Here is a 26,883-nt window from a genome sequence, read left to right as displayed (position 1 = left end):
CCGCCGTGCGGCAGAATCGGGGGCATGACGAGCCCCGAGCCTTCCGCACAGCACACCCCGGACGCGGGTCCCGACGCCGCCGGGGAGCGGGTGTACCGGTCCACCGGCGCGATGGTGGGCGGCGCGCTGATGCTCGCGGTCGTCGCCTGGATCACGGTGGACGCGCTGATCCGGGGCGAGGGGCGCACGCCGTGGCTGGTGCTGGCGGGGGCGCTGTTCGCGGTCCCGCTGATCGTCGCGTTCACCTTCCGGCCGGCGGTGCGGGCGGACGAGCGCCGGCTCTTCGTGCGCAACCCGTTCCGCACGATCGTCCTTCCGTGGGGGAGCGTGGCGGACGTGCGCGCCGGGTACTCCAGCGAGGTCTTCACCCACGGGGGCGCGAAGTACCAGCTCTGGGCGGTGCCGGTCTCGCTGCGGCAGCGGAAGCGGGCGGCGCGGCGGCAGATGCAGAGGGCGGCGGACGACCCGCACGGGCACACGTCCGCGACGGCCTCCGTCTCGGACGCGGAGGCGCGTCTGGCCCCTGCCGACCAGAAGATCGCGGACCTGCGCGCCCAGGCGGAACGCCTCGCGTCCGCCCCGGGCGCTCAGGGCGAGCCGCAGGTGCGCTGGGCCTTCGAGGTCATGGGGCCGACGGTGGCGGGGGCGGTGCTGCTCGGGGTGCTGCTGTCGGTCTGACGGGGGTGTTGCCCCTGCGGGATGCGTTGCCGGGGGGTGCGTTGCCTGTGCGGGGCCCGGTCGGGGTGGCCGGCCCCGGTGGCGTTGCCCGTGCGGGGCCCGGTCGGGGTGGCCGGCCCAGGGACGTTGCTTGTGCGGGGCCCGGTCCGGGAGGCCGGCCCCGGTGGCGTTCCGGGGCCTCGGGCACGGGACTGCTCAGTCTCCAGACCTGCGCAACCCACCTTCCGCACCCCGCTCTACGTCCCGCACCCGACCCCCTCCACGCCCCCGGCCCCACGATCACGGCGGGCCGCCGTCCCTGTGCGCGGGCCGACGGGTGGCGATCCCGTGTGTGGCTCCGTCCCTCGGCCGCCTGGCCGACGACGGCTGATGGGCCGCCATGTCTGCGGCCTGCTGAGGAAAGCCGCGCAATGCCGTCTGGAGGGACATGGTTGTCAGGACGTAGCAGCCGCCTTGGACGTCCCCTGCCGCGCGGGCCAGACGCAGCGCCTGAATGAAGTGCCGCTGTGCGGCCTCATGCTGGCCGATGTCGAAGGCCGACCAGCCCACGACGCGGGAGAGTTCCGCGGTTGCGGAGAACAACTCCTTGCCGATCGCCTCGGAGTACGTGCCGGTCAGTAGCGGTGCCGCCCGCAGGCGCAGACACTCGGTAACCGAGGAGGTCTTCCAGTTGCCCCCGCCGAAGCGTGAGTCCCAAGGACAGACGACTGCCGGTATCACCATTCACCGCATCGACGCAGGCGTCGACTCGGGGCCGGTCATCGCCGAGGCTCTCTTCAGCGTCCACCCTGCGATCGACGAGGTCGAGGACGTCTGGGCGCGCTGCATGGCGCACGGCGAACTTCTCATCTCCCATACTCTCCCCAGGCTCGACGTGATCGAGCCCCGCCCCCAGGACCACGGCCAGGCCGTCACGCACTACAGCAGCGGAATCCACGAACTCGAAGAACGCAGTGGGTGGACACGGGCCATTTCCCGCTTCTGAGAGCACAAGGGGCCCGGGGGCGCGAGTCGTCTCCGGGCCCCTTGCGCCCGGGTCAGCGGCCTCCGCCCCCGACGTCCAGCAGCACATCGACCAACCGCTCCGCAGCGTCGGGGCGACCTGCCGCACGGGCCCGTCCGGCCATCGTCTCCCGCGCCTCCGCGTCGGCCAGCAGTGGCCCGACGGCCTCGGTGAGCCGTTGCGGCGTCACCTCGCCCAGCACCGCGACAGCCGCGCCCTGCTCCTGCAAGTGGGAGGCGTTGTGGGCCTGTTCGTTCCCGGCCGACGTCGCCAGCGGGATCAGCACCGCGGCCTTGCCGAGTGCCGTCAGCTCCGCGATCGTGCCCGCGCCGCTTCGGGAGATCACCACGTCCGCGAGGGCGAGGACGTCCGGCAGCTCCGGGCCGACGTATCCGGTCAGCAGATACCGGCCGGAGAGCGCGGCGGGCAGGCCGGCCGCGGAACGCTCCAACTCGGCGACGTTGGCCGGCCCGCACTGGTGGATCACATTGGCGTGTTCCAGCAGCCACGGCAGCACCTCGCCGACCGCGCGGTTGATCTGCTGCGCGCCCTGCGCCCCACCCGTCACGTACACGGTGGGGAGACGCCGGTCGAAGCCGACCAGCCCCAGCGCCTCGATCGCCTTCTCCGGGCGCCCGGTGAACACCTCCGGGCGGACCGGGTTGCCCGTCACGACCGCGCCCGCCCGGGCCGTATCGGGCAGCAGGTCGAGCGTCGAGGGCGACGACACCGCGACCCGGGCCGCCACGCGCGCCAGCACCCGGTTCGCAAGCCCCAGCCGGGCCGTCTGCTCGTGCACAACCAGCGGTCGGCGGCACATCTTGGCCGCCAGCCCGATCGGGACCGCCACGTAACCGCCGGTCGCGAGGACGACGTCCGGCCGGAACTCCGAGACGATCGCCCGCGCCTGTGCGGCCCCGAGCGGCACCCGCCCCATGTCCTTGACGTTCGCGGGCGACAGCATCTTGAGCGGGTTACCGGAACGCCGGACCTTGCCTGTCGCGACCGCGCGAAACGCGAGCCCCTCCGAGGCGGCCACGCGCGCTTCCAGACCACCCTCGGTCCCGACCCAGAGCACGTCCAAGGGGCGCCCCTCCGCCGCCAGCCTCGCTTCCAGCGTGCGCACCGCGGTCAGAGCCGGATAGGTGTGCCCACCCGTCCCTCCGCCCGTCACCAGAAGCCTGAATCCCATGCCGCCTCCTTCGCTGCCGAACTGCCCATTCTGTCGGCACCGGCGCGCGGCGGTTGCCGCCACCCGTCGGCCCGCGCACAGGGACGGCGGCCCGCCGTGATCGTGGGGCCGGGGGCGTGGAGGGGGTCGGGTGCGGGACGTAGAGCGGGGTGCGGAAGGTGGGTTGCGCAGGTCTGGAGACTGAGCAGTCCCGTGCCCGAGGCCCCGGAACGCCACCGGGGCCGGCCTCCCGGACCGGGCCCCGCACAAGCAACGTCCCCAGGGCCGACCTCTCTCCGACCGGGCCCCGCACGGGCAACGCCCCCCGAGGCCCGGCCCGTCGGGAGGGCTACGCGCCCGGGAGGCCCGCCGCTGAGGCGAGGTCGGTCTTGAGGGCGGTCAGGACCGTGGTCGCGCGGGTGCGGGCGGTGGGGAGGGCGGTGGCGTCGGGGACCGGGACGACGACCTCCAGGTAGCACTTGAGCTTGGGCTCGGTGCCGCTCGGGCGGACGATCACGCGGGCCGCGTACTCGCCGTCCAGGTGGTAGCGCAGGCCGTCCGTCGGCGGGAGGGACGCCGAGCCCACGGTGAGGTCCTCCGCCGAGGCGACCCGCAGGCCGCCGAGAGAGACCGGCGGCTTCTCGCGCAGGGTGCGCATCGCGTCGGCGATGACCGAGAGGTCCGAGACCCGGACCGAGAGCTGGTCCGTCGCGTGCAGCCCGTGCTCGACGGCCAGGTCGTCGAGGAGGTCCAGCAGCGTGCGGCCCTCCTCCTTGAGGACGGACACCAGCTCCGCGACGAGCAGCGCCGCCGTGATGCCGTCCTTGTCGCGGACGCCGTCCGGGTCGACGCAGTAGCCGAGGGCCTCCTCGTAGCCGTAGCGCAGGCCCTCCACGCGGGCGATCCACTTGAAGCCGGTCAGGGTCTCCTCGTGGGCGAGGCCCGCCGACTCGGCGATCCGGCCGAGGAGGGAGGAGGAGACGATGGACTCCGCGAAGACGCCCGTCGCGCCCTTGCGCACCAGGTGCGCGGCGAGCAGCGCGCCGACCTCGTCGCCCCGCAGCATGCGCCAGCCGCCCTCGGCGCCGGCGTCCGGGACGGCCACCGCGCAGCGGTCCGCGTCGGGGTCGTTGGCGATGACGACGTCCGGGACGACCGCGCGGGCCGCCTCGAAGGCCAGGTCCATCGCGCCCGGCTCCTCCGGGTTCGGGAAGGCGACCGTCGGGAACGCCGGGTCCGGGTCGGCCTGTTCGGCGACGAGCGCGGGCGGCGGGAAGCCGGCCCGGGCGAAGGCCGCGGTCAGCACGTCCTTGCCGACGCCGTGCATCGCCGTGTAGACGACCCGCGCGGTGCGCGGGGACCCCGCGGAGAGGACCGCGTCGGTGCGCTCCAGATACGCCCGGAGGACCTCCTCGCCCAGGGTCTCCCAGCCGGACTCCGCGAGGGGCACGTCCGCGAGCCGGGCGACGGCCGCGATCTCCGCGGCGATCTCCGTGTCGGCGGGCGGCACGATCTGGGAGCCGTCGCCGAGGTAGACCTTGTAGCCGTTGTCCCGGGGCGGGTTGTGGCTGGCGGTGACCTCGACCCCGGCGACCGCGCCCAACTGCCTTATGGCGAAGGCGAGTACGGGCGTCGGCAGCGGACGCGGCAGGACCGCGGCGCGCAGCCCGGCGCCGGTCATCACGGCCGCGGTGTCACGGGCGAAGTCGGCGGACTTGTAGCGGGCGTCGTAGCCGATGACGACGAGCCCGTCGCCCTGCCCCTTGGCCCGCAGATACGCGGCGAGACCGGCGGCGGCCCGGATGACCACGGACCGGTTCATGCGCATCGGGCCCGCGCCCAGCTCGCCGCGCAGGCCCGCGGTGCCGAACTGGAGGGTGCCGGCGAAGCGGTCGCCGAGCGCGTCGAGGTCGCGTGCCTCGATCAGCGCGGCGAGTTCCGCGCGGGTCTCGGGGTCGGGGTCCTCCGCGAGCCATGCCTCGGCCCGTGCGATGAGGTCCTGCTGCACGGTGGGTCCGCCTCTCGTGCTCGTGCTCTCGTGAGTGGTTGTGCGCGCCCCGGCGCGGGCGCGGAAGGGGCGCGGGGACGGGCGCGGCGGCCGGTACGCCGCCCGCCGCCCCCGTGGGGCCGGGCGGCCCCGGCCGTCAGATGCGGTCCAGCACCCGGGTCAGCAGCTCGCCCATCCGCGCGGCGGAGTCACGGCCGGCCTGGAGGACCTCCTCGTGGTTGAGGGGCTCCCCGGACAGACCGGCGGCGAGGTTGGTGACGAGGGAGATGCCGAGCACCTCGGCACCCGCCTCACGGGCCGCGATGGCCTCCAGGACCGTGGACATGCCGACCAGGTCGCCGCCCAGCACGCGGACCATGGTGATCTCGGCCGGGGTCTCGTAGTGCGGGCCGGGGAACTGGACGTAGACGCCCTCCTCCAGGGTCTCGTCCACCTCCTTGCAGAGCGCGCGCAGCCGCGGCGAGTAGAGGTCGGTGAGGTCGACGAAGTTGGCGCCGACGATCGGGGAGGCGGCGGTGAGGTTGATGTGGTCGCTGATCAGGACCGGCTGGCCGGGGCGCATGCCCTCGCGGAGGCCGCCGCAGCCGTTGGTCAGGACGACCGTCTTGCAGCCGGCGGCGACGGCGGTCCGCACACCGTGGGCGACGGGGGCCACGCCGCGGCCCTCGTAGAAGTGGGTGCGGCCCAGGAAGACGAGTGCGCGCTTGTCGCCGATGCGGTACGAGCGGACCTTGCCGCCGTGGCCCTCGACCGCCGGGGGCGGGAAGCCGGGCAGCTCGGTGACGGGGAACTCCGCCTCGGGTGCGCCGAGCGCGTCCACCGCGGGGGCCCAGCCGGAGCCCATGACCAGCGCGACGTCATGGGTCTCGGTGCCGGTCAGCTCACGCAGGCGCGAGGCGGCGGCGTCGGCCGCGGCATGGGGGTCGGCGAGGGCGCCGCCCGGGAGGTCCGGATTCACAGATGCGTTCACGCCGATGAGGGTAACCCGTGTTGCCCTACGCGCGTAGATGACGCTGCGCACGGTCTTCGGATCGTTGTCTTGTCGTTTCCGACGAAGGGCCGGCGAAGGGGGCTCCGGGGGTGCGCGGCACCGCGCCCCGACGGCCCCGGAAGCCCCGGGCGGGGCCGCCCGCGGGCCTCAGCAGGGCCGCTTGCGCAGCTCCATCACATAGTCGTGCGGCGCCCCCGCCGACTCCGCCGCGTCCGCGATCTCGCCCAGATAGCGGGCGGACGGCAGACCGCCCTCGTACGCGTTGAGGACGTAGACCCAGGCCGGCTCCTCGCCGTCCAGGGTGTCCACCCGGACCCGCATCCGGCGGTAGATGTCCAGGCCGACGCCCTCCCAGCGGTCCATGGAGTCCTCGTCCATCGGCGCGATGTCGTACAGCGCCACGAAGACCTGGGAGCGGGGTGCCTCCACGATGGTGGCCAGGGCGCCCTCCCAGCCCATCTGCTCGCCGCCGAAGGTCAGCCGCCAGCCGTTCAGCCAGCCGGTGCTGCGCAGCGGTGAGTGCGGTGCGCGGCGGGTCATCAGCCGCGCGTCGAGGTTGCCGGCGTACGCGGCGTAGAGCGACATGGGATCGAGGGTACGGGAGCGCGCGGAGGGGCGGACGACACGCCGGTGCCGCCCGGCCCCCGCACCTCGGGCGCGGTTCGGAGCCCCGGGGGCGAGGGACCGCCCGTGGTGCGGGAGAATGAAGTACGTACTGCATTCCTCCCGGGGCTTCCCCGGATCCCCGGCAGAGCGGGCAGGCGGGCCGGGAACGACAATGCGAGGCGGACTTTTTCGTGACCCGGATCGTGATCATCGGTGGCGGACCCGGCGGCTACGAGGCGGCGCTCGTGGCCGCCCAGCTCGGCGCGGAGGTGACCGTCGTCGACTGCGACGGTCTGGGCGGGGCGTCGGTGCTCACCGACTGCGTGCCGTCGAAGACCCTGATCGCCACCGCCGAGGTGATGACGACCTTCGACTCCTCCTACGAGGAGCTGGGCATCATCGTGGCCGACGACACCCCCCACATCGAGCAGGCCGCCCGGGTCGTCGGCGTGGACCTCGGCAAGGTCAACCGGCGGGTGAAGCGCCTCGCGCTCGCCCAGTCGCACGACATCACGGCCGCCGTGACCCGGGCCGGCGCGCGGGTGATGCGCGGCCGCGGCCGGCTGGAGGGCCAGCAGGACACGGACGGCTCCCGCACGGTCGTGGTGCGGGCCGCCGACGGCAGCGAGGAGCGGCTGACGGCGGACGCGGTGCTGGTCGCGACCGGCGGCCACCCTCGTGAGATCCCGGACGCGCTGCCGGACGGCGAGCGCATCCTCAACTGGACCCAGGTCTACGACCTGACCGAGCTCCCCGAGGAGCTCATCGTGGTCGGCTCCGGTGTCACGGGCGCCGAGTTCGCCGGCGCCTACCAGGCGCTGGGCTCCCGGGTCACCCTGGTCTCCTCGCGCGACCGGGTGCTGCCCGGCGAGGACCCGGACGCGGCCGCCGTGCTGGAGGACGTGTTCCGCCGGCGCGGGATGAACGTGATGGCCCGCTCCCGTGCCCAGTCCGCCAAGCGGGTCGGCGACCGGGTCGAGGTCACCCTCGCCGACGGCCGGGTCATCTCCGGCACGCACTGCCTGATGGCGGTCGGCGCCGTCCCGAACACGGCGGGCATGGGCCTGGAGGAGGCCGGGGTCCGGCTGCGGGACTCGGGCCACATCTGGACGGACAAGGTCTCCCGCACCACCGCCCCCGGCGTCTACGCGGCCGGTGACGTCACCGGCGTCTTCGCGCTCGCCTCGGTCGCGGCCATGCAGGGCCGGATCGCGATGTACCACTTCCTCGGCGACGCGGTGACCCCGCTGAACCTCAAGACGGTCTCCGCGAACGTGTTCACCGACCCGGAGATCGCGACGGTCGGCTACACCCAGGCGGACGTGGACGCGGGCAAGATCGACGCCCGGGCCGTCAAGCTGCCGCTGCTGCGCAACCCCCGCGCCAAGATGCAGGGCATCCGGGACGGCTTCGTCAAGATCTTCTGCCGTCCGGGCACCGGGATCGTGGTCGGCGGTGTGGTCGTCTCGCCGCGCGCCTCGGAGCTGATCCACCCCATCTCGATCGCGGTCGACAACAACCTGACGGTGGAACAGATCGCGAACGCGTTCACCGTGTACCCGTCTCTGTCGGGCTCGATCGCCGAGGTGGCCCGGCAGTTGCACACCCGCAAGGGGCTGGGCGAGGGCTGACCGGCCCGGCGGGGCGCGAACCGGGCGGAGCGGGGGAGAAACCCGGCGAACCCCGGGCACTCCGCGCCCGAATCGATCAACTGAGGGGCCGTCTATATCACTTGGCGGCCCCTCAAGCGTGCAATTTCCGTTATCCAGCGCATAGAGCTGAAAACGACGCGGCGGTGGGGTTACTGTCAGTTTCGTGTTCGCTGCAGAACGTCGTCAGTTGATCCTCGAAATGGTGCGCGCCAACGGAGCCGTGTCGCTCCGTGAGCTCGCCCGCGTCGTCCAGACCTCCGAAGTGACCGTACGGCGGGACGTGCGGGCACTGGAGGCAGAAGGACTCCTCGACCGCCGGCACGGCGGTGCGGTACTGCCGGGCGGGTTCACCCGTGAATCCGGCTTCCCGCAGAAATCCCTGTCCGCCACCGCGGAGAAGACGGCCATCGCCGACCTCGCCGCGGGCCTCGTCGAAGAGGGCGAGGCCATCGTGGTCGGCGCCGGGACGACCACGCAGGAGCTGGCCCGCCGGCTCGCGCGCGTCCCGGGGCTGACCGTGGTCACCAACTCCCTGCTGGTCGCGCAGGCCCTCGCCCACGCCAACCGGGTCGAGGTCGTCATGACCGGCGGCACCCTGCGCGGGTCCAACTACGCGCTGGTGGGCAGCGGGGCGGAGCAGTCCCTCCAGGGGCTGCGCGTCTCGCGGGCCTTCCTCTCCGGGAGCGGGCTCACGGCCGAGCGGGGCCTGTCCACGTCCAACATGCTCTCGGCGAGCGTGGACCGGGCGCTGGTGCAGGCCGCGGCGGAGGTCGTGGTCCTCGCCGATCACACCAAGCTCGGTACGGACACCATGTTCCAGACCGTGCCGACGGACGTGATCACGCGCCTGGTGACGGACGAGCCGCCGCCGCACGACGAGCGGGCCGCGACGGAGTTGCAGGCGCTGGCCGACCAGGGCGTGCAGATCGCGGTCGCCGGGGCGGACACCCCGGCGCCGGGGGGCGCGGCCCGGCACGACGTACCCCTCCCGGGGCAGCGCCGCACCCGGGGCGGGCTGCGCAGCACCACCGGGGCACTGGCCCCGGAGGCGCTGCCGGAGCGCACGGCGGCGCGCGTCGCGGACCTGCGCCGCCGGTAGCGCCCCGGCGGGGCCGGTCAGGCGGGGTGCGTTGCGCGCGGGCCCGGGCAGAGTGCTCCGTCCGCGCGGGGCTCCGAGCCCCTCAGGGGCTCTTGAGGCCCCGGAGGGTCAGTCTCAGCAGGCGGTCGGCCAACTCCGTGTCGGACGGGGTCTGTTCGGCCGCCAGGGCGATCGCGTTGGTGAGCTGCATCAGGTCGCCGATCTCGACGTCCGCCCGCACCGCACCGCTCTCCTGCGCGCGGCGCAGCAGCCGCTCGCCCGCCACACGCAGCGGCACGCTGCACGAGGTCATCGCCGAACCGGTGCCCTCCGTGCCGGCGGCGGACATCAGCGCCCAGGTCAGCCCCCGGTACTCGCCCGCGTGCCGGATCAGCGCGCGCAGCCACTCCACGAGGGCGGTGCACGGCTCCTCAGCGTCGGCGAGTTCCCGTGAGCGGTCCAGGAGCGCGGCCAGCGCCTCCTGGAAGACGGCGCTCAGCATCGCCTGGCGGGTGGGGAAGTGCCGGTACAGCGTCCCGATGCCCACGCCCGAGCGGCGGGCGATCTCCTCCAGGGACGCGTCGGTGCCCTGCGCGGCGAACACGGCGCGCGCCTCGGTGAGCAGCCGCTCGTAGTTGCGGCGCGCGTCGGCTCGCATGGGCCGGGGCAGGGGGCTGGTCTCGGTCACGCCGTCCAGGATGCCGGATGGCCGCCGTGCCCGAGGGGCGTACCGGTGCCGCGGAAACGCCCGAGGGCCCCGGCCGGTCGGTCGGCCGGGGCCCTCGGGACGTGCGAACGCCGGGGCGGGACGGGTCAGTCCTTGATCTCGCAGATCGTCGCACCGGCCGTGAGCGAGGCGCCGACCTCGGCGGAGAGGCCCTTGACCGTGCCGGAGCGGTGCGCGTTGAGCGGCTGCTCCATCTTCATGGCCTCCAGGACGACGACCAGGTCGCCCTCCTTGACCTCCTGGCCCTCCTCGACGGCGACCTTGACGATCGTGCCCTGCATCGGGGACGCCAGGGTGTCGCCGGAGGCGGCCGACGCGGACTTCTTCGCGGCCCGGCGCTTCGGCTTGGCGCCGGCGGCCAGCCCGGTGCGCGCGAGGGTCATCCCGAGGGAGGACGGCAGCGAGACCTCCAGGCGCTTGCCGCCGACCTCGACGACGATCGTCTCGCGGCCCGACTCGTCCTCGTCCGCCTCACCGGGGACGGTGAACGGCTTGATCTCGTTGACGAACTCCGTCTCGATCCAGCGGGTGTGGACGCGGAACGGGTCGGCGGTGAAGGCCGGGTCCACCACGACGGCGCGGTGGAAGGGGATGGCCGTGGCCATGCCCTCCACCTCGAACTCGGCGAGCGCGCGGGCGGCCCGCTGGAGGGCCTGCTCACGGGTGGCGCCGGTGACGATCAGCTTGGCCAGCAGGGAGTCCCACGCCGGGCCGATCACCGAGCCGGACTCGACACCGGCGTCCAGACGGACACCCGGGCCGGTCGGCGGGCGGAAGGAGGTGACCGTGCCGGGGGCGGGCAGGAAGTTGCGGCCCGGGTCCTCGCCGTTGATACGGAACTCGAAGGAGTGACCGCGCACCGGCGGGTCGTCGTAACCCAGCGCCTCGCCGTCCGCGACGCGGAACATCTCGCGCACCAGGTCGATGCCGGTGACCTCCTCGGTCACCGGGTGCTCGACCTGGAGGCGGGTGTTGACCTCCAGGAAGGAGATCGTGCCGTCCAGACCGACCAGGAACTCCACCGTGCCGGCGCCGACGTAGCCGGCCTCCTTCAGGATGGCCTTCGACGCCCGGTACAGCTCGGCGTTCTGCTCGTCCGTCAGGAACGGCGCCGGGGCCTCCTCGACGAGCTTCTGGTGACGGCGCTGGAGGGAGCAGTCACGGGTGGAGACGACGACCACGTTGCCGTGGGTGTCGGCCAGGCACTGGGTCTCCACGTGCCGGGGCTTGTCGAGGTAGCGCTCGACGAAGCACTCGCCGCGGCCGAAAGCGGCGACCGCCTCGCGCACCGCGGAGTCGTACAGCTCGGGGACCTCTTCGAGGGTGCGGGCGACCTTCAGACCGCGGCCGCCGCCGCCGAAGGCGGCCTTGATCGCGATGGGGAGGCCGTGCTCCTTCGCGAAGGCGACGACCTCGTCGGCGCCGGAGACCGGGTCGGGGGTGCCCGCGACCAGGGGGGCGCCCGCGCGCTGGGCGATGTGCCGGGCGGCGACCTTGTCACCGAGGTCCCGGATGGCCTGCGGCGGCGGGCCGATCCAGGTCAGGCCGGCGTCGAGGACGGCCTGCGCGAACTCCGCGTTCTCGGACAGGAAGCCGTAACCGGGGTGGATCGCGTCCGCTCCGGAGTCGGCCGCGGCCTGGAGCACCTTGGCCATGTCCAGGTAACTGGCGGCCGGGGTGTCACCGCCCAGGGCGAACGCCTCGTCCGCCGCGCGGACATGCAGAGCGTCCCGGTCCGGATCCGCGTAGACGGCGACACTGGCGATGCCGGCGTCCCGGCAGGCCCGGGCGACGCGGACAGCGATTTCGCCACGGTTGGCGATGAGCACCTTGCGCACGATGGCTCCCTCCTTGAAACAAGCTGAGTTTAGGGACTGCCGACACGGCCTATCGACCCGTCCCCAATGGTGAGCTTGCCCACACGGAGCGTGATTCGAGGCTCGCTCGATCGTGAAATCCCTTGTCGCACCAAGGTACGACGGCATCTCCCCTCGCACAGTAACCCTCCGGTGTGGTCAAGGTCTCTGTCCGCCGGGCCACCTCGCTCGTGCGTTTCTTTGTGGAGTCCCTACGAACGGACCCCTGATTCTTTGCCCCGACTCCGGGAGTGCCGCGCCTCTTGTCCCGGCGTTTACCGGTCAGTAGCGTGCGGGCTGTCGTACGTACGTCCGGTGGCAGGGTCCGAAGACAGGGGGTGGGGCGCCGTGGTGCGCAGAACGGTGGCCGTGGTGGCGGCGCTCGTCCTGCTGGCGGAGGCCGTCGGGATCGTGGTGCTCAACGGCATCATGGCGAGGTTCGTGACGGGCCAGAACATGTCCCTCGACGGGCTGGACCCGGCGCTCATGGCCGACGCGACCTGGGGCCTGGGCATCGGCTCCGGGCTGTTCCTCGCGGGGTGCGCGGCGGTGCTGCTCCCGATGGGCATACGCGACCGGGCGCCCGGGCGCTTCGGCCGGATCCTCCTCGTCGTCTGCGCGGTGGTGCACGGGGTGCTGGGCGCACTGACGGTGGGTCTGGTCGGCTGGTCGGCGTTCGCCGCGATGATGGTGGTGCTGGCGCTGGTCGTGCTGCCGCTGGTGGCCTACGGGCCGCGGGTGCCCGCGGAGCCCGCCGAACCGGCCGACGCCGTGGAGACGGGCCCGGCGGCGGGTCCGGCCACCGCCTGAGCCATGACGTGAGCCACCGGGCCGGTCAGGTCCAGAAGTCGGTGATCGAGTGGCCGGTCTCCGCGAGCAGCCTGCGCAGCAGGGGCAGCGAGAGGCCGATGACATTGCCGTGGTCGCCGTCGATCGAGTCGACGAACGGCGCGGACCGCCCGTCCAGAGTGAACGCCCCGGCCACATGCAGCGGTTCACCGCTGGCGACGTACGCGGCGATCTCCGCGTCCGTCGGCTCCCCGAAGCGCACGGTGGTCGACGCGGTCGCCGAGGCGCGCCGGCCGGTCACGGTGTCGATCACGCAGTGCCCGGTCCGCAGCACCCCGTCCCGCCCGCGCATCGCCTTCCAGCGGGCGGTGGCCTCCTCGGCGTCGGCGGGCTTCCCGTAGGCCGCGCCGTCCAGTTCGAGGACGGAGTCGCAGGCGACCAGCAGGGCCCCGGCCGCCTCCGGGCGGGCGGCGACGGCGTCGGCCTTGGCCTCGGCGAGGACGAGGGCCAGTTCGGCGGGGGTGGGCGCCTCGATCGCGTCCTCGTCGACCCCGCTGACGACGACATGGGGATCGAGTCCGGCCTGCTTCAGCAGACCGAGGCGGGCGGGCGACGCGGAGGCGAGGACGAGACGCATGCGGTCATGCTACGGGCGGCCCGCCGGGCGTCGGCACGGGCCCGGGGGCGATCAACGCGCGGGCGGGACCGGACCGGGACAGGCCCGAGGGCCGGGCTCACACGTACACGACGGGCCCGGAGCCCGGGCGAGCGAGGGGCGGACGCGGGCGGGCCCGGGGCCGGGAGCCCGGCCGGGTCAGCGCAGGCCCGCCGCCAGCATCGCGACGAGCATCGCCAGCGCCAGCAGCACACCCGCGCGGCGCAGCATCGCCTGCATGGCGCGCAGTTCCTCGGGCGGCTCGTTCTCCGGGTCGGACCACAGCATGCCTTCGATCCTGCGGGTCGCGCCGCCGTCCCGCCTGAGTACGCGTACTCAACCTCCCCGTGGCCCCCGGCACACCGCGAGGGACCGCATACGGTGAGGGGCCGGTCCCGACCGGGACCGGCCCCTCACCCACGCTTCGCGCGCCACCCGTCAGGACGGCCAGTAGCTGCGCACCCAGGACCGCGGCCCCGGCATCGGCCGGCGGCTGCGGGCGATGCGCGCCGGGTCCGACCAGCCCTCGGGCACGGCCTCGGACGTGCCCGCGGCGGCCTGCGCGCCCGCCGCGGCACGGGCCTGGACGACCGCGACGGCGGCGGCCAGCTCCTCCGGGGTGGGGTTGCCTCGTACGACCTTGATCATCGGATTGCCTCCCGGGGCCCGTCGTTCGGATCGGGCCCTCGCCGTCGGACCGTCAGAGCGGGATGTTGCCGTGCTTCTTCGGGGGCAGGCTCTCCCGCTTGGTGCGCAGCTGCCGCAGGCCCTTCACGATGTGGGCGCGGGTCTCGGACGGCATGACCACCGCGTCGATGTAGCCGCGCTCGGCCGCGGTGTACGGGTTGAGGAGGGCGTCCTCGTACTCCTGGATCAGCCGCGCCCGCACCTCCTCCTGCTCCTCGGCGGGGGTCTCCGCGATGGTGCGGCGGTGCAGGATGTTCACCGCGCCCTGCGCGCCCATGACCGCGATCTGGGCCGTGGGCCAGGCCAGGTTGAGGTCGGCGCCCAGGTGCTTGGAGCCCATCACGTCGTACGCGCCGCCGAACGCCTTGCGGGTGATGACCGTGATCAGCGGGACGGTCGCCTCGGCGTACGCGTAGATCAGCTTGGCGCCGCGCCGGATGATGCCGCCGTACTCCTGGTCGACGCCCGGGAGGAAGCCGGGCACGTCCACGAAGGTGATCACCGGGACGTTGAACGCGTCGCAGGTGCGCACGAAACGCGCCGCCTTCTCCGAGGCGTTGATGTCCAGGCAGCCCGCGAACTGCATCGGCTGGTTGGCGACGATGCCGACCGGGAAGCCCTCCACCCGGCCGAAGCCGGTCACGATGTTCGGCGCGAACATCGCCTGGGTCTCCAGGAACTCGCCCTCGTCCAGGACGTGTTCGATCACCGTGCGGATGTCGTAGGGCTGGTTCGCCGAGTCCGGGATCAGCGTGTCCAGCTCGCGGTCCTCGTCGTTGACCGCGGTGTCCGCGGACTCCGGGAAGGACGGCGGCTCGGAGAGGTTGTTCGACGGCAGGTACGACAGCAGGGACTTGACGTACTCGATGGCGTCCTTCTCGTCGCCCGCCATGTGGTGCGCCACGCCCGAGGTGGTGTTGTGGGTGCGCGCGCCGCCCAGCTCCTCGAAGCCGACGTCCTCGCCGGTGACGGTCTTGATGACGTCCGGGCCGGTGATGAACATGTGCGAGGTCTGGTCGACCATCACCGTGAAGTCGGTGATCGCGGGGGAGTAGACCGCGCCGCCCGCGCAGGGGCCGACGACCAGGGAGATCTGCGGGATCACGCCCGAGGCGTGCGCGTTGCGGCGGAAGATCTCGCCGTACATGCCGAGCGCGCTCACGCCCTCCTGGATGCGCGCGCCGCCGGAGTCGTTGATGCCGACGACCGGGCAGCCGGTCTTCAGGGCGAAGTCCATCACCTTGATGATCTTCTGTCCGAACACCTCGCCGAGGGCGCCGCCGAAGACGGTGAAGTCCTGCGAGAACACGGCCACCGGACGGCCGTCGACCGTGCCGTAGCCGGTGACCACGCCGTCCCCGTAGGGCCGGGTCCTCTCCAGGCCGAAGTTGGTCGACCGGTGCCGGGCGAACTCGTCCAGCTCCACGAAGGAGTCCTCGTCCAGCAGCAGGTCGATCCGCTCCCGCGCGGTCAACTTGCCCTTGGCGTGCTGCTTTTCCACGGCGCGTGCGGAGCCGGCGTGCGTCGCCTCGTCGATCCGGCGCTGAAGATCCGCGATCTTGCCCGCGGTGGTGTGGATGTCGATTGCTTCCGGCTCGGACATCGGGATGCGGCTCCCTGACTGGTCACGGGGGACGGGTACGGAAACGGGTGATCGGCTTCCGGGCTGGTTCCGGTGCTACTGACTCGTAGCGTATCGGCGCGGATACCGTTCGGCAGTGCGGCGTTTGCCACACCTAACCTGGCTTGCATGACGCACGAGAATGCGCCCGACGGGGCCTCCGCAAGCCGCTGGTCCGACCTCGACCGACCCCCGCTGAACGTGGCCGCGCTGCGGCGCGCCCTCCTCGTCCCGGGGGGCCTGTGGACCTCCCTGGACGTCCTGCCGAGCGTGGGGTCCACCAACTCCGACCTGGCCGAGCGGGCCGGGGACCTGCCCGAGGGGGCCGTGCTGGTCGCCGAGGAGCAGACCGCGGGCCGGGGCCGGCTGGACCGCTCCTGGACCGCGCCGCCGCGCTCCGGCATCTTCCTGTCGGTGCTGCTGCGCCCCGGGCCTCAGATCCCGCCGGAGCGCTGGGGCTGGCTCCCGCTGCTGGGCGGCGTGGCCGCCGCGACCGGCCTCGCCCGCGCCGCCGGCACCGATCTGTCCCTCAAATGGCCCAATGACCTCCTGGTGACCGTGGACGGCGAGGAGCGCAAGACCGGCGGCATCCTCGCCGAGCGCGCCGGGGACGACGCGGTTGTCCTCGGCCTGGGCGTCAACGTCTCGCTCGACGCCGGTGAGCTGCCCGTCCCCACGGCCGGCTCCCTGGGCCTCGCGAACGCCGTCTCCACCGACCGCGACCCCCTGCTGCGGGCCGTGCTGCGTTCCCTGGAGCAGTGGTACGGCGACTGGCGCGCGGCGGGCGGCGACGCGGGGGCCTGCGGGCTCCAGGCGGCGTACGCGGCGGGCTGCGCGACCCTCGGCCGCGAGGTGCGCGCCGAGCTGCCCGGCGGGAAGGCGCTGACGGGCGAGGCCGCGGCGATCGACGGCGACGGCCGGCTCGTGGTCACCACGGGTGACGGGGAGCGCACGGCGGTCTCGGCGGGCGACATCGTCCATCTGCGCCCGGCGGACTGAGACGGGGGTGGGCGTCCGGGCCCGGGTGCGCCCCGGGCACCGGCCCGGGCCCGGCTCGTGTCCGCGCCCGGGCCGGTGCGGGCGGTGCGGCGGATTCCGTTCGTGCGGGTCCGCCGCCGGGACGTGAGCTGGGGCACACCTGCCGTATCGTTGAGGCGATCGAGCGACAGATCGGCAGGTACGTGCGCAGGGAACGGGCAGGAGGCGGCTGGTGACCGTCGACGACACCACTTCCGGCGCGGGCGAGCAGCCGCCGTCGGACTCCTCGTCCGGCTCCTCCGGCACCGCGGGCCCGGCCGCCTCCGGGAGCGGCGCGGGCCAGAACGGCCCCGGAGCCGTCCACCCCCCGCACCGCGAGGTCGACCACACGGCGGAGCCGTCCGACGACCCCCTGGCCATCCGGCTCGAACAGCTCATCCTCGGCGCCGAACGCCGCTACACCCCCTTCCAGGCCGCCCGTACCGCGGGCGTCTCCATGGAGCTGGCCTCCCGCTTCTGGCGGGCCATGGGCTTCGCGGACATCGGCCAGGCCAAGGCGCTCACCGAGGCGGACGTCCTCGCCCTGCGCCGCCTCGCCGGTCTGGTGGAGGCGGGGCTGCTCAGCGAGCCGATGGCGATCCAGGTGGCCCGCTCCACCGGGCAGACCACCGCCCGGCTGGCCGAATGGCAGATCGACTCCTTCCTGGAGGGCCTCACCGAGCCCCCGGAGCCGGGGATGACCCGGACCGAGGTCACCTATCCGCTGGTCGAGCTGCTCCTGCCCGAGCTGGAGGAGTTCCTGGTCTATGTGTGGCGGCGGCAGCTCGCGGCCGCGACCGGCCGGGTCGTCCAGGCCGCGGACGACGAGGAGATGGTGGACCGCCGGCTCGCCGTCGGCTTCGCCGACCTGGTCGGCTTCACCCGGCTCACCCGCCGCCTGGAGGAGGAGGAACTCGGCGAACTCGTCGAGTCCTTCGAGACCACCTGCGCCGACCTGGTCGCCGCGCACGGCGGCCGGCTGATCAAGACGCTCGGCGACGAGGTCCTGTACGCGGCGGACGACGCCCGCACGGCCGCCGAGATCGCGCTGCGCCTCATCGACGCCATGTCCGAGGACGAGACCATGCCCGCGCTGCGGGTGGGCATCGCCTTCGGCACGGTGACGACCCGGATGGGCGACGTGTTCGGCACCACCGTGAACCTGGCGAGCCGGCTCACCTCGATAGCGCCCAAGGACGCGGTCTTGGTCGACGGCGCCTTCGCCGAGGAACTGGTGCGGACCGGGGACGCGCCGGAGTCGGAGACGGAGGCCGCCGCGGCGGAGAAGGAGAGCGACGAGCCCTCGCCCTACCGGTACGGCCTCCAGCCGATGTGGCAGCGCCCGGTGCGCGGTCTCGGCGTGGTGGAGCCGTGGCTCCTGGGCCGCCGCCCGGCCGCGCCCTGAGCGCCTCTGACTACGCCCTGACCGCGCGTGGGCGTTTCCTCCGAGGCCCCGCTGTTCCCGCGCGCCCCTGCCGCCCTGCCGTCCCGCCGTCCCCTGCCGCCCCGGCGCTCCCTGGGCCTATGATCCCGGTGGATGTGAACCAGCGTTAACCGGGAGGGTGGGCCGTCATGCCGGAGTCCGAGCAGAGGTTCGGGGAGTTCGTCGCGGTGCGCAGGCACGAGCAGGGGCATGTCGCCGAGCTCGTCCTCGACCGGCCGAAGGCGATGAACGCGGTCTCCACGGAGATGGCCGCCTCGATCGGCGCGGCCTGCGCCGCCCTCGCCGCCGACCGGGAGGTCCGGGTCACCGTCCTGACCTCCAGCAACGACCGCGCCTTCTGTGTCGGCGCGGACCTCAAGGAGCGCAACTCCTTCTCGGACGCGGACCTGGTCCGCCAGCGGCCCACCGCCCGCGGCGCGTACACCGGGGTGCTGGAGCTGCCGATGCCCACCGTGGCGGCGGTGCACGGCTTCGCCCTGGGCGGCGGCTTCGAGCTGGCCCTCTCCTGCGATGTGATCGTGGCCGACGCGACGGCCGTCGTCGGGCTGCCCGAGGTGTCGGTCGGCGTCATCCCGGGCGGCGGCGGCACACAGTTGCTGCCCCGCCGGGTCGGCGCCGCCCGCGCCGCCGAGCTGGTCTTCACGGCCCGCCGGGTGGAGGCGGCCGAGGCGCGCGCGCTGGGGCTCGTCGACGTCCTCGGGGAGGACGCCCGCACCGAGGCGCTGGCGCTCGCCGCCCGGATCGCCGTCAACTCGCCCGTCGGGCTGCGCAACGCGAAGAAGGCGATGCGCCTCGGCCAGGGGCTGGACCTGCGGGCGGGCCTGGAGGTGGAGGACGCCGCCTGGCGCGCGACCGCGTTCTCCGGCGACCGGGCCGAGGGTGTGGCCGCGTTCAACGAGAAGCGGCGGCCGGCCTGGCCGGGGGAGTGACGCACCGGCGGCACCGGGGCGTTGTGAGTGATCACTTTCGCGTCAACCGATCGTATTCGGACAAACCTCTCTAGTGTGGGGGGATGGCTGAGGATCGGCGTTTGCGGGCCGTCGTGGCGCTGGCGCAGGCGATGGCGGCCGCCCACACCCCTCGGGAGTCCTGGCGGGCGGCGGCCCTCGGGGCCTGTGTCGCCCTCGACGGCACCTTCGGGGCGCTCTCCGTCTGGGAGCGGGAGCTGGGGCGGCTGAAGGTCCTGGTCAACGCCGGGCAACGGGCCGAGGGCGAGGAGGAGTTCCCGGAGGCGGAGACCTATCCGGTGAACCGTTTCCCCGAGATCACCGAGTTTCTGCACGAGCAGTGGGCGGGCGGCGGGGAGCCGGATGCCTGGGTGGAGACGGCGGACGGACCGGCGACTCCCGGCCACGGCTACTGCCACCAGCGGGTGGCCGCGCTGCGACGGCGGCGGCGCGGCTGCTGTGTGGTCGCCCCGATCGTGCTGCACGGCCGCGCCTGGGGCGAGCTGTATGTGGCGCGGCCCCTCGGCGCACCCGTCTTCGGCCGGGAGGACGCCGACTTCGCTGCCGTGCTCGCCGCCGTCGTCGCCGCCGGGATAGCGCAGACCGAGCGGCTGGAGGAGGTCCGCACCCTCGCGTTCACCGACCCGCTGACCGGCCTGGCGAACCGCCGGGCCGTCGACACCCGGCTGGACGAGGCCCTGGAGAACCACCGTCGCGACGGGGTGGTGGTGAGTCTGGTCGTCTGCGACCTCAACGGCCTCAAGCAGGTCAACGACACCCTGGGGCACGCGGTCGGGGACCGGCTGCTGGAACGGTTCGGCTCGGTGCTGTCCCGGTGCGGGGCGATGCTCCCGGGCGCGCTCGCGGCCCGGCTCGGCGGTGACGAGTTCTGTCTCGTCGCCGAGGGCCCGCCGGCCGACGACGTGATCGCGGCGGCCGCTGAACTGTGCGTGCGGGCGGGGGAGTTGGAGCTCGGCGCGGGAGTGGCCTGCGGGGTCGCCTCCACCGGGGACGCCATCGGGGAGGTGCGCAGCGGCCGGCGGCTGTTCCGGCTGGCCGACGCCGCCCAGTACCGGGCCAAGGCGGCCCGCTCACCCGGCCCCGTGGTCGCCGGCCGGGACGGAACGGTCCTGCGGCTGGCCGACTCCCCGCCGCGTTCGCCCCAGGACCGCCGGCGGTTCCGGGACGCCCAGCCGGAGGAGGACCCGGAGGCCCAGGAGCCGTGGAGCGAGCCGTGACCCGCCGCCGGCCGACGTACCGACGACCCACGAGGAACAGGACGGGACGACCATGACGGAGCACCCTCAGTACGCGAACGGGCCCGGCCCCGCGTGGCCGCTGCCGCCCGTGGTGGACCGGGCCGCCCACCAGGCGGAGATCGAGGCCCTGCGCGTCCGGGAGAAGGCGCACACCCGGGAGGGCGACGCCATCGCCGCGGCCCGGCGCCGGCTGCCCATGGTCGAGGTGCCCGCCGACCTGGAGCTGACCGGGCCGGACGGGCCGCTCACCCTGCTCGACGCGTTCGAGGGGCGGCGGCAGCTCATCGCCTACTACTTCATGTGGCACGAGGGCCATGACGCGGCCGGTCAGTGCGAGGGCTGCACCTGGGTCACCACCCAGGTCCAGGACCTGTCCTTCCTCCACTCCCGCGACATCACCTACGCCGTCTTCTGCCAGGGCCCGTACGAGGAGAGCCGCCGCTACCGGGACTTCATGGGATGGGAGGTGCCGTGGTACTCGGCCCTCCCGTCGGTGGACGAACTGCTGGTCGGCCGCCGGGTCGGCATGATGCACCTGGTCTGCTACCTGCGGGACGGGGACCGGGTGTACGAGACGTACTGGACCACGCTGCGGGGCGTGGAGCAGATGGACTACAGCTACGCGCTCATCGACCTCACCGCGTACGGCCGCCAGGAGCTGTGGGAGGACTCGCCGCCCGGCTGGCCGCAGGAGCGGGACGCACCGCCCGAGCACCCGATGCGCCTCGGCGGGCGCCCGATCTCCCAGTGGCCGCGTATCGAGGCCGGGCGCTCCGACGACCTCACGCCGCCCTGAAGCGGTCCCCGACCGCCTCGTGACAGGTAGCGATTCAAAACGTACGCTGCTGAATATGGATATGCACACTGTCGTGGTGGGGACGTCCGGTACCACCGCCGATGACGTCGTCGCCGTGGCCCGCCGGGGCGCCCGTGTCGAGCTCTCCGCCGAGGCCCGCGCCGCCCTCGCCGAGGCCCGTGCCGTGGTGGACGCCCTGGCCGCCAGGCCCGAGCCCGTCTACGGGGTCTCCACCGGCTTCGGAGCCCTCGCGACCCGGCACATCAGCCCCGAACTCCGTGCCCAGCTCCAGCGCAACATCGTCCGCTCGCACGCCGCCGGCATGGGCCCGCGCGTCGAACGGGAGGTCGTGCGGGCGCTGATGTTCCTGCGGCTGAAGACGGTGTGCTCCGGCCGCACCGGCGTCCGCCCCGAGGTCGCGCAGACCATGGCGGACCTGCTGAACGCGGGCATCACCCCCGTCGTCCACGAGCACGGCTCCCTCGGCTGCTCCGGCGACCTCGCGCCGCTCTCGCACTGCGCGCTCGCGCTGATGGGGGAGGGGGACGCGGAGGGGCCCGACGGCACCGTCCGCCCGGCCGGTGAACTGCTCGCCGAGTACGGCATCGAGCCGGTCGTCCTGCGCGAGAAGGAGGGCCTGGCCCTTCTCAACGGCACCGACGGGATGCTCGGCATGCTCGTCATGGCCCTCGCCGACCTCGACCGCCTCTACAAGTCCGCCGACATCACCGCCGCGCTCTCCCTGGAGGCCCTGCTCGGCACCGAGAAGGTCCTCGCGCCCGAACTGCACGCCATCCGGCCGCACCCCGGGCAGGGCGCCTCCGCCGCCAATATGCTCGCCGTCCTCAAGGGCTCCGGGCTGACCGGCCACTTCCAGGAGGAGGAGGCCCCGCGCGTCCAGGACGCCTACTCGGTGCGCTGCGCCCCCCAGGTCGCCGGCGCCGGCCGGGACACCATGGCCCACGCCCGCCTGGTCGCGGACCGCGAACTGGCCGCCGCCGTCGACAACCCCGTGGTGCTGCCCGACGGCCGGGTGGAGTCCAACGGGAACTTCCACGGCGCGCCCGTCGCCTATGTCCTGGACTTCCTCGCGATCGCCGTCGCCGACCTGGGCTCCATCGCGGAGCGCCGCACGGACCGGCTGCTCGACAAGAACCGCTCCCACGGCCTGCCGCCGTTCCTCGCGGACGACGCCGGCGTGGACTCCGGTCTGATGATCGCCCAGTACACGCAGGCCGCTCTGGTCGCCGAGCTGAAGCGCCTCGCCGTGCCGGCGTCCGCGGACTCCATCCCGTCCTCCGCGATGCAGGAGGACCATGTGTCGATGGGCTGGTCCGCGGCCCGCAAGCTGCGCACCGCGGTCGGCAACCTGGCCCGGGTCCTCGCCGTCGAGCTGTACGCGGCCACCCGGGGCATCGAACTGCGCCGGCACCTCACCCCGGCGCCCGCCTCGCAGGCGGCGATCGCCGCGCTGCGGGAGGCCGGCGCCCAGGGGCCCGGTCCGGACCGCTTCCTGGCACCGGACCTGGCGGCGGCCGAGGCGTTCGTGCGGGACGGGCGGCTGCTGGCGGCGGTGGAGCCGGTGACCGGCCCGCTCGCCTGACGTCCCCGGCCCTCTCTTCCTGGCCCCGTGCGCGGCGCGCGCGGGGTCAGGCCGGGTAGGCGCCGCCGCCGCGGCGGACCGAGTAGGCGACGAAGCCCGCGCCGATCGCGAGGAACGCCGACCCGGCGATGACGTACGGGGTGGTGTTCACGCCGCCGGTGTCCGCCAGCCGGAGGTCCTGGTCCTGGTCGTGGCTCTGGTCCTGGCTCTTGCCGTCGCTGCCGGGGCCCGCCTCGGGGGCGACGGCGTTCCGGGCCGAGGTGACGGTGCCGGCCGCGGCGTGCGCCTGGCCCTGTCTGCTCTCACCGCTCGCGTTCGCCGAAGGGACGAACCACAGCGCGCACAGCAGGGACCCTGCGGCGGTCGCGGTGAGCAGCGGACGACGTGCGACGGACACGAACACCTTCCCCATCAACGGTCGTTCGAATCATTGAACGCGCTGATGCTAGTGAACGCAGCGGGTCTCCGGAAACCCGAGGGCACCGGCCCCTACGCTCCCGTCCATGACCACTGACGAGACATCACGTTTTGTGCGGCTGCGAGTGGAACTGGTCCTGGAGATCGAGGACCCGGACGCCCTGACCGGGGCCGCCCTGGAGCGCATCACGGCCGACGAGCTGATGCCGGACGAGGAGCGCGCGCACGCCGGCTCGGCGGTCCGCGAGGACGAGGCGGAGGCGCTGGCGTACCTCGTCGACCCGTTCGACCTGGTCGCCGAGGTGCCGGGGGTGGAGCTGGCGCAGGCGTCCTGGACCAGTGAGCAGGTCGACTACGACCCGGACGCGGACGACTGGGACCTCGACGACGACTCCGACGAGGACTCCGACGCCGACGACGACTCCGACGCCGACGAGGACTCCGACGACGACTCCGGGGAGGAGCCCGGCGGGGGTCCCCGCTGACGGGCCCGGACCTGCGGGCCGGGGGCGGGCGGGCGCTCTCACCCCTCCCGGCGGGCCGACCGCCGGTGCGCCGCGCCGAGGAGGACGAGGACGGCGGCGTCCGTCGGCCACCGGGGCGCGGGCGACGGCCACGCGCATCGGGGCGGCGGGTCGGGGACGAGACGCGGATCACATCGTCACGATACGAGCGGGTCCGGGGCGGCGCGTACGCCCGGGGGAGTACGCGCCGGGGCGCCCTCCGCCCGGGCCGGGGTGCCCGCCTTCCGAGGCCGGGGTGAGCGGTGGGCGAGGGGGTGGTGCGGAGGAGGCCCCGGCAAGGAGGATGATGGGGGCGGGCCGGCACCACCGCCGTGTCCGGTCGACCACCGGACCTCCGCCGCCCGGATTCGGGTGCTTCAGGCACCGGATCCCCGGGCAGGCGAACTGGCGGAGCGCCGGACGGCCGGTGTACGGCGGGCGCGACGGAAGGGTCGTCGCGCCGCGTCCGCACCGGTCCGCCGGCCCGTGCAACCAACCGGCCGCCGCACGCGTCGATCACATCGGTGAGCGGGGCGCGGGGGGTCGCGCGACCGGCAGTGGCGTTCCCCACATCCTTCGCGGATGTGGAACCGGATGCCCTGAGATGGGGATTGTCCACAGTGACGGTCTGGGGAAATCGGCGACGATGGAGAAGCGTGTGATGACGGACAGCAAGCGGCGCAGGGGTCTGGTGGCCGTGTCCGCGGTGCTCGGGGGCGTGCTGGTGCTTTCCGCCTGCAGCGACGGCGACAAGGGCACGGGGTCCGACAGCTCGAAGACGTCGCAGGCGCAGGTCGACGAGGCGGCCGCCAAGGAGGTCTCCAAGGCGCGAATAGCGATCTCCCCGAAGAACGGCTCCGACAACGCCAGCATCAACAACGCCGCCAAGGTCACCGTCACCGACGGCACGCTGACCGAGGTCACCCTGACCGGCGCCGACGGCACCGCCGTCAAGGGCACCATCGCCGCCGACGGCAAGAGCTGGAAGCCGGACGCGCAGCTGGAGCGCTCCACCACCTACAAGCTCTCCGTGACGGCGAAGGACGCCGACGGCCTGGAGGCCCACGAGAACTCGTCCTTCACCACGGTCTCGCCCGACAACAGCTTCATCGGGAACTTCACGCCCGAGGACGGCTCGACCGTCGGCGTCGGCATGCCGGTCTCGATCAACTTCAACAAGGCGATCACCGACCGCAAGGCCGTCCAGTCCGGCATCACGGTCAGCTCCAGCAGCGGCCAGGAGGTCGTCGGGCACTGGTTCAACAACCAGCGCCTGGACTTCCGCCCGGACCAGTACTGGACCGAGGGCTCGACCGTCACGCTGAAGCTCGCGCTGGACGGCGTCGAGGGCGCGGACGGCGTCTACGGCGTCCAGCAGAAGACCGTCACCTTCAAGATCGGCCGCAACCAGGTCTCCACCGTCGACGTCAGCACCAAGCAGATGACGGTCACCCAGGACGGCAAGACGATCAAGACCGTCCCGATCTCCGCCGGCTCCCCGGACAACCCGACCTACAACGGTCAGATGGTGATCTCCGAGAAGTTCAAGGAGACCCGGATGAACGGCGCGACGGTCGGCTTCACCGACGACGACGGCAAGGGCGAGTACGACATCAAGGACGTGCCGCACGCCATGCGCCTGTCCACGTCGGGCACCTTCCTGCACGGCAACTACTGGGGCGCCGACTCGATCTTCGGCAACGCCAACACCAGCCACGGCTGCGTGGGCCTGAACGACGTCAAGGGCGCGGGCGACCCGAACCAGCCCGCCGCGTGGTTCTACAACAACTCGATCATCGGCGACGTCGTGATCGTGAAGAACTCCAAGGACAAGGTCATCCAGCCGGACAACGGCCTCAACGGCTGGAACATGACCTGGTCCCAGTGGAAGGCCGGCTCCGCGGTCTGATCCGCGCCACCCCGCCCCGACACCGAAGCGGCGGCCCTCCCGACCGGGAGGGCCGCCGCTTCGTGTGTGCGGGGGTGCGGGGTGCTCTGGCTCTGGGCTCTGGCTCCGGTCAGCCGACGGCCAGGTGGGCCTCCAGGCTGCCCCGGTTGCCCTTGACGAGGCCGACACCGCCGTCCACCGCGCTCGGGGCCACGCCGGGCGCCGTCTCCCGGTCGGCTCCGGTGCGGGCGTCGAGGACGACGGGGCCGCTCTTCGCCTCCCCGTAGACGGCGCCGTGCCAGGCCGTGGTGACCTCCAGCGAGGTCCGGTCCCCGGTGGGCAGGGACCACAGCTTCTTGCCGGAGACGGCGTCGTAGCCGTTCACCTCGTCGGAGGTGTGCTCCGTGCTGCCGCACACCACGACGCTGCGCTCGTCGTAGACGCAGGTCCAGGCGTTGGCGTCGGTGCCTTCTCGCAGCGGGAGCCGGACGAGCTGCTTTCCGGTCCGGGCGTCGACCACGCCCTCGGTGTCGTCGCCGAAGTCACCGGAGAGCGACTGGTAGACCGCCTGGACCTGGAGCAGACCGGTGCCGATTGCCCGCGCCTTCAGAGTCGTGCTCTTGGCGTACTGCTCCCACAGCTTGGAGCCGTCCTTCGCGGAGAGTCCCACGAGCCGGGTGAACCGGTTCTCGAAGGTCTCGCTCCGGCCCTCGGCCGTGAACTTCTCGGTGCTCCGCACCACGCCGACGACCGCGCCGCCGCTGTAGACGGGGTCGACGAGTCCGGCGTCCTGCTTCTGCCAGAGTTCCTTCCCGGTCGCCGGGTCGAGCGCCCGGACGGCACCGGTCTCGGTCTCGGTGTCGGCGTTGGTCTCGGTCTCGGCGACGACCGCGGCGGTGGCGTCGGCGCCGATGAGGTCCCCCTCCGCGCCGACCGCCGTCCGCCACTTCTCGGTACCGGTGCGCGCGTCGAGCGCGACGACCTCCGTCGAGGTCGTCGCCTTCGAGGTGCCCGTGCCGCCGGTCGTGACCGATACCGCCGCGATCACCAGGGCGCCGTCCCCGTTGGCCACGACGTAGGGACGCTGCTGACCTCGACCGACCGGGGCGGACCACACCGTCTCGCCGCCGACGGTGTCATAGGCCGAGAGCTTCTCCTCGCTCACCGTGTAGGCGAGCCCCTCGTACAGGGCGAACGTGGGGGTGCTGAAACCGATGCTCCCCAGCTCCGGCGAGAGCTTCAGGGAGTCGGGCAGCCGCGTCTCGTTCTCGGCGTCGAACCTGACCGGCGGATCGAAGGTCTTGCGGGCGGGAGCTTTCGCGGTGGCGGACGGTGACGCCTTGTCACCGGACCGCCCGTCCGCGTTCTCCTTCGCCCCGTCCCCGCCGCAGGCGGTGAGTACGCCGCCGAGCAGCGCGGCGGTGGCCACGGCGGTCAGTGATCGCCAGGTACGCAAGGGAATTGCCTTTCGTGGAAGAGGCCGGACC

Annotated in this window: 25 protein-coding genes and 1 pseudogene; 12 read left to right on the top strand and 14 right to left on the bottom strand. The window is 73.3% G+C overall.

Features of this window, described 5'->3' with window-relative positions; all coding sequences use genetic code 11:
• Nucleotides 1-24 precede the first annotated feature (24 nt).
• Nucleotides 25-678, top strand: coding sequence for a PH domain-containing protein (locus ABZ457_RS04970; RefSeq protein ID WP_359153941.1), 654 nt, complete (start codon nucleotides 25-27; stop codon nucleotides 676-678).
• A 375-nt stretch (nucleotides 679-1,053) separates the two neighbouring features.
• Here ABZ457_RS04970 and ABZ457_RS04965 read toward each other — a convergent pair.
• From ABZ457_RS04965 to ABZ457_RS04940, 6 genes and pseudogenes are all read right to left on the bottom strand, one after another.
• Nucleotides 1,054-1,374: pseudogene (locus ABZ457_RS04965) on the bottom strand (sporulation protein); the annotation flags it as partial.
• Nucleotides 1,375-1,401: 27 nt separating this feature from the next.
• Nucleotides 1,402-1,527 (bottom strand): hypothetical protein, encoded by a 126-nt coding sequence (locus ABZ457_RS04960; protein ID WP_359153939.1) that lies wholly within the window; start codon nucleotides 1,525-1,527, stop codon nucleotides 1,402-1,404.
• Nucleotides 1,528-1,715: 188 nt separating this feature from the next.
• A complete protein-coding gene (locus ABZ457_RS04955) occupies nucleotides 1,716-2,873 on the bottom strand; it encodes a UDP-N-acetylglucosamine--N-acetylmuramyl-(pentapeptide) pyrophosphoryl-undecaprenol N-acetylglucosamine transferase (RefSeq protein WP_359153937.1) in 1,158 nt (385 codons plus the stop codon).
• A gap of 328 nt (nucleotides 2,874-3,201) precedes the next feature.
• Nucleotides 3,202-4,860, bottom strand: coding sequence for a phospho-sugar mutase (locus tag ABZ457_RS04950; RefSeq protein WP_359153935.1), 1,659 nt, complete (start codon nucleotides 4,858-4,860; stop codon nucleotides 3,202-3,204).
• Nucleotides 4,861-4,996: 136 nt separating this feature from the next.
• The gene (locus ABZ457_RS04945) at nucleotides 4,997-5,830 is read right to left on the bottom strand and encodes a purine-nucleoside phosphorylase (protein WP_359153933.1); all 834 of its coding nucleotides are present in this window, start codon (nucleotides 5,828-5,830) and stop codon (nucleotides 4,997-4,999) included.
• A gap of 168 nt (nucleotides 5,831-5,998) precedes the next feature.
• Complete coding sequence (locus ABZ457_RS04940) at nucleotides 5,999-6,436, bottom strand: gamma-glutamylcyclotransferase (RefSeq protein ID WP_359153931.1); 438 nt, start codon at nucleotides 6,434-6,436, stop codon at nucleotides 5,999-6,001.
• 212 nt (nucleotides 6,437-6,648) lie between these two features.
• Here ABZ457_RS04940 and ABZ457_RS04935 point away from each other — a divergent pair, with 212 nt between their 5' ends.
• Both ABZ457_RS04935 and ABZ457_RS04930 read left to right on the top strand, forming a co-directional pair.
• Nucleotides 6,649-8,088 (top strand): NAD(P)H-quinone dehydrogenase, encoded by a 1,440-nt coding sequence (locus ABZ457_RS04935; protein WP_359153929.1) that lies wholly within the window; start codon nucleotides 6,649-6,651, stop codon nucleotides 8,086-8,088.
• A gap of 184 nt (nucleotides 8,089-8,272) precedes the next feature.
• Nucleotides 8,273-9,208 carry a DeoR/GlpR family DNA-binding transcription regulator gene (locus ABZ457_RS04930; RefSeq protein WP_359153927.1) on the top strand — a complete coding sequence of 312 codons (936 nt, stop codon included), beginning with the start codon at nucleotides 8,273-8,275 and terminating at the stop codon, nucleotides 9,206-9,208.
• Between the two features lie 82 nt (nucleotides 9,209-9,290).
• On the opposite strand, the gene ABZ457_RS04925 is transcribed toward ABZ457_RS04930, so the two are convergent.
• Both ABZ457_RS04925 and ABZ457_RS04920 read right to left on the bottom strand, forming a co-directional pair.
• Nucleotides 9,291-9,845, bottom strand: a complete 555-nt coding sequence (locus ABZ457_RS04925; protein ID WP_359154098.1) for a helix-turn-helix domain-containing protein — start codon at nucleotides 9,843-9,845, stop codon at nucleotides 9,291-9,293.
• A gap of 155 nt (nucleotides 9,846-10,000) precedes the next feature.
• The gene (locus ABZ457_RS04920; protein ID WP_359153925.1) at nucleotides 10,001-11,752 is read right to left on the bottom strand and encodes a biotin carboxylase N-terminal domain-containing protein; all 1,752 of its coding nucleotides are present in this window, start codon (nucleotides 11,750-11,752) and stop codon (nucleotides 10,001-10,003) included.
• Between the two features lie 369 nt (nucleotides 11,753-12,121).
• On the opposite strand from ABZ457_RS04920, the gene ABZ457_RS04915 reads away from it, so the two are divergent.
• Nucleotides 12,122-12,580: a hypothetical protein gene (locus tag ABZ457_RS04915; protein ID WP_359154096.1), complete on the top strand. Its 459-nt coding sequence runs from the start codon at nucleotides 12,122-12,124 to the stop codon at nucleotides 12,578-12,580.
• A 25-nt stretch (nucleotides 12,581-12,605) separates the two neighbouring features.
• Here the strand turns inward: ABZ457_RS04915 and ABZ457_RS04910 are convergent, their stop codons facing one another.
• The 4 genes from ABZ457_RS04910 to ABZ457_RS04895 form a co-directional block, all read right to left on the bottom strand.
• Nucleotides 12,606-13,196 (bottom strand): nucleoside triphosphate pyrophosphatase, encoded by a 591-nt coding sequence (locus ABZ457_RS04910; protein WP_359153923.1) that lies wholly within the window; start codon nucleotides 13,194-13,196, stop codon nucleotides 12,606-12,608.
• A 177-nt stretch (nucleotides 13,197-13,373) separates the two neighbouring features.
• Nucleotides 13,374-13,502, bottom strand: a complete 129-nt coding sequence (locus tag ABZ457_RS04905) for a hypothetical protein (protein ID WP_018847286.1) — start codon at nucleotides 13,500-13,502, stop codon at nucleotides 13,374-13,376.
• A gap of 150 nt (nucleotides 13,503-13,652) precedes the next feature.
• On the bottom strand, nucleotides 13,653-13,862 hold the full coding sequence (locus ABZ457_RS04900; RefSeq protein ID WP_359153920.1) for an acyl-CoA carboxylase subunit epsilon: 210 nt from the start codon (nucleotides 13,860-13,862) through the stop codon (nucleotides 13,653-13,655).
• Nucleotides 13,863-13,914: 52 nt separating this feature from the next.
• The gene (locus tag ABZ457_RS04895; protein ID WP_359153918.1) at nucleotides 13,915-15,504 is read right to left on the bottom strand and encodes an acyl-CoA carboxylase subunit beta; all 1,590 of its coding nucleotides are present in this window, start codon (nucleotides 15,502-15,504) and stop codon (nucleotides 13,915-13,917) included.
• Nucleotides 15,505-15,651: 147 nt separating this feature from the next.
• On the opposite strand from ABZ457_RS04895, the gene ABZ457_RS04890 reads away from it, so the two are divergent.
• The 6 genes from ABZ457_RS04890 to hutH all read left to right on the top strand — a co-directional run bounded on the left by ABZ457_RS04890 (nucleotide 15,652) and on the right by hutH (nucleotide 22,588).
• Nucleotides 15,652-16,521 (top strand): biotin--[acetyl-CoA-carboxylase] ligase, encoded by an 870-nt coding sequence (locus tag ABZ457_RS04890; RefSeq protein WP_359153916.1) that lies wholly within the window; start codon nucleotides 15,652-15,654, stop codon nucleotides 16,519-16,521.
• Nucleotides 16,522-16,732: 211 nt separating this feature from the next.
• Nucleotides 16,733-17,944: an adenylate/guanylate cyclase domain-containing protein gene (locus tag ABZ457_RS04885; RefSeq protein WP_359153914.1), complete on the top strand. Its 1,212-nt coding sequence runs from the start codon at nucleotides 16,733-16,735 to the stop codon at nucleotides 17,942-17,944.
• 167 nt (nucleotides 17,945-18,111) lie between these two features.
• Complete coding sequence (locus ABZ457_RS04880) at nucleotides 18,112-18,912, top strand: enoyl-CoA hydratase-related protein (protein ID WP_359153912.1); 801 nt, start codon at nucleotides 18,112-18,114, stop codon at nucleotides 18,910-18,912.
• A gap of 83 nt (nucleotides 18,913-18,995) precedes the next feature.
• Entirely contained in the window at nucleotides 18,996-20,168 is a 1,173-nt protein-coding gene (locus tag ABZ457_RS04875; RefSeq protein WP_359153910.1) for a GGDEF domain-containing protein, read from the top strand.
• 52 nt (nucleotides 20,169-20,220) lie between these two features.
• Nucleotides 20,221-20,985 (top strand): DUF899 family protein, encoded by a 765-nt coding sequence (locus tag ABZ457_RS04870; protein ID WP_359153908.1) that lies wholly within the window; start codon nucleotides 20,221-20,223, stop codon nucleotides 20,983-20,985.
• Nucleotides 20,986-21,046: 61 nt separating this feature from the next.
• Nucleotides 21,047-22,588 (top strand): histidine ammonia-lyase, encoded by a 1,542-nt coding sequence (hutH, locus tag ABZ457_RS04865; RefSeq protein ID WP_359154094.1) that lies wholly within the window; start codon nucleotides 21,047-21,049, stop codon nucleotides 22,586-22,588.
• Nucleotides 22,589-22,634: 46 nt separating this feature from the next.
• On the opposite strand, the gene ABZ457_RS04860 is transcribed toward hutH, so the two are convergent.
• Nucleotides 22,635-22,985, bottom strand: coding sequence for a hypothetical protein (locus ABZ457_RS04860; protein ID WP_359153906.1), 351 nt, complete (start codon nucleotides 22,983-22,985; stop codon nucleotides 22,635-22,637).
• A gap of 106 nt (nucleotides 22,986-23,091) precedes the next feature.
• On the opposite strand from ABZ457_RS04860, the gene ABZ457_RS04855 reads away from it, so the two are divergent.
• The gene (locus tag ABZ457_RS04855) at nucleotides 23,092-23,490 is read left to right on the top strand and encodes a hypothetical protein (protein WP_359153904.1); all 399 of its coding nucleotides are present in this window, start codon (nucleotides 23,092-23,094) and stop codon (nucleotides 23,488-23,490) included.
• A gap of 664 nt (nucleotides 23,491-24,154) precedes the next feature.
• Nucleotides 24,155-25,417, top strand: coding sequence for an Ig-like domain-containing protein (locus tag ABZ457_RS04850; RefSeq protein WP_359153902.1), 1,263 nt, complete (start codon nucleotides 24,155-24,157; stop codon nucleotides 25,415-25,417).
• Nucleotides 25,418-25,526: 109 nt separating this feature from the next.
• Here the strand turns inward: ABZ457_RS04850 and ABZ457_RS04845 are convergent, their stop codons facing one another.
• Nucleotides 25,527-26,852 carry a PQQ-binding-like beta-propeller repeat protein gene (locus ABZ457_RS04845; RefSeq protein ID WP_359153899.1) on the bottom strand — a complete coding sequence of 442 codons (1,326 nt, stop codon included), beginning with the start codon at nucleotides 26,850-26,852 and terminating at the stop codon, nucleotides 25,527-25,529.
• Between the last annotated feature and the right edge of the window lie 31 nt (nucleotides 26,853-26,883).

Origin of the sequence: Streptomyces sp. NPDC005805, assembly GCF_040630445.1 — a bacterium.
Classification (GTDB): domain Bacteria; phylum Actinomycetota; class Actinomycetes; order Streptomycetales; family Streptomycetaceae; genus Streptomyces.
This window is presented reverse-complemented; position numbering and strand designations above follow the sequence as displayed.

What these genes read in the sequence shown, in the direction of transcription:
- ABZ457_RS04970 (WP_359153941.1), top strand. Translation starts at nt 25, where the DNA reads ATGACGAGCCCCGAGCCTTCCGCACAGCACACCCCGGACGCGGGTCCC.
- ABZ457_RS04960 (WP_359153939.1), bottom strand. Translation starts at nt 1,527, where the DNA reads ATGAGAAGTTCGCCGTGCGCCATGCAGCGCGCCCAGACGTCCTCGACC.
- ABZ457_RS04955 (WP_359153937.1), bottom strand. Translation starts at nt 2,873, where the DNA reads ATGGGATTCAGGCTTCTGGTGACGGGCGGAGGGACGGGTGGGCACACC.
- ABZ457_RS04940 (WP_359153931.1), bottom strand. Translation starts at nt 6,436, where the DNA reads ATGTCGCTCTACGCCGCGTACGCCGGCAACCTCGACGCGCGGCTGATG.
- ABZ457_RS04925 (WP_359154098.1), bottom strand. Translation starts at nt 9,845, where the DNA reads ATGCGAGCCGACGCGCGCCGCAACTACGAGCGGCTGCTCACCGAGGCG.
- ABZ457_RS04910 (WP_359153923.1), bottom strand. Translation starts at nt 13,196, where the DNA reads ATGCGTCTCGTCCTCGCCTCCGCGTCGCCCGCCCGCCTCGGTCTGCTG.
- ABZ457_RS04905 (WP_018847286.1), bottom strand. Translation starts at nt 13,502, where the DNA reads ATGCTGTGGTCCGACCCGGAGAACGAGCCGCCCGAGGAACTGCGCGCC.
- ABZ457_RS04900 (WP_359153920.1), bottom strand. Translation starts at nt 13,862, where the DNA reads ATGATCAAGGTCGTACGAGGCAACCCCACCCCGGAGGAGCTGGCCGCC.
- ABZ457_RS04895 (WP_359153918.1), bottom strand. Translation starts at nt 15,504, where the DNA reads ATGTCCGAGCCGGAAGCAATCGACATCCACACCACCGCGGGCAAGATC.
- ABZ457_RS04890 (WP_359153916.1), top strand. Translation starts at nt 15,652, where the DNA reads ATGACGCACGAGAATGCGCCCGACGGGGCCTCCGCAAGCCGCTGGTCC.
- ABZ457_RS04880 (WP_359153912.1), top strand. Translation starts at nt 18,112, where the DNA reads ATGCCGGAGTCCGAGCAGAGGTTCGGGGAGTTCGTCGCGGTGCGCAGG.
- ABZ457_RS04875 (WP_359153910.1), top strand. Translation starts at nt 18,996, where the DNA reads ATGGCTGAGGATCGGCGTTTGCGGGCCGTCGTGGCGCTGGCGCAGGCG.
- ABZ457_RS04870 (WP_359153908.1), top strand. Translation starts at nt 20,221, where the DNA reads ATGACGGAGCACCCTCAGTACGCGAACGGGCCCGGCCCCGCGTGGCCG.
- hutH (WP_359154094.1), top strand. Translation starts at nt 21,047, where the DNA reads ATGCACACTGTCGTGGTGGGGACGTCCGGTACCACCGCCGATGACGTC.
- ABZ457_RS04855 (WP_359153904.1), top strand. Translation starts at nt 23,092, where the DNA reads ATGACCACTGACGAGACATCACGTTTTGTGCGGCTGCGAGTGGAACTG.
- ABZ457_RS04850 (WP_359153902.1), top strand. Translation starts at nt 24,155, where the DNA reads ATGGAGAAGCGTGTGATGACGGACAGCAAGCGGCGCAGGGGTCTGGTG.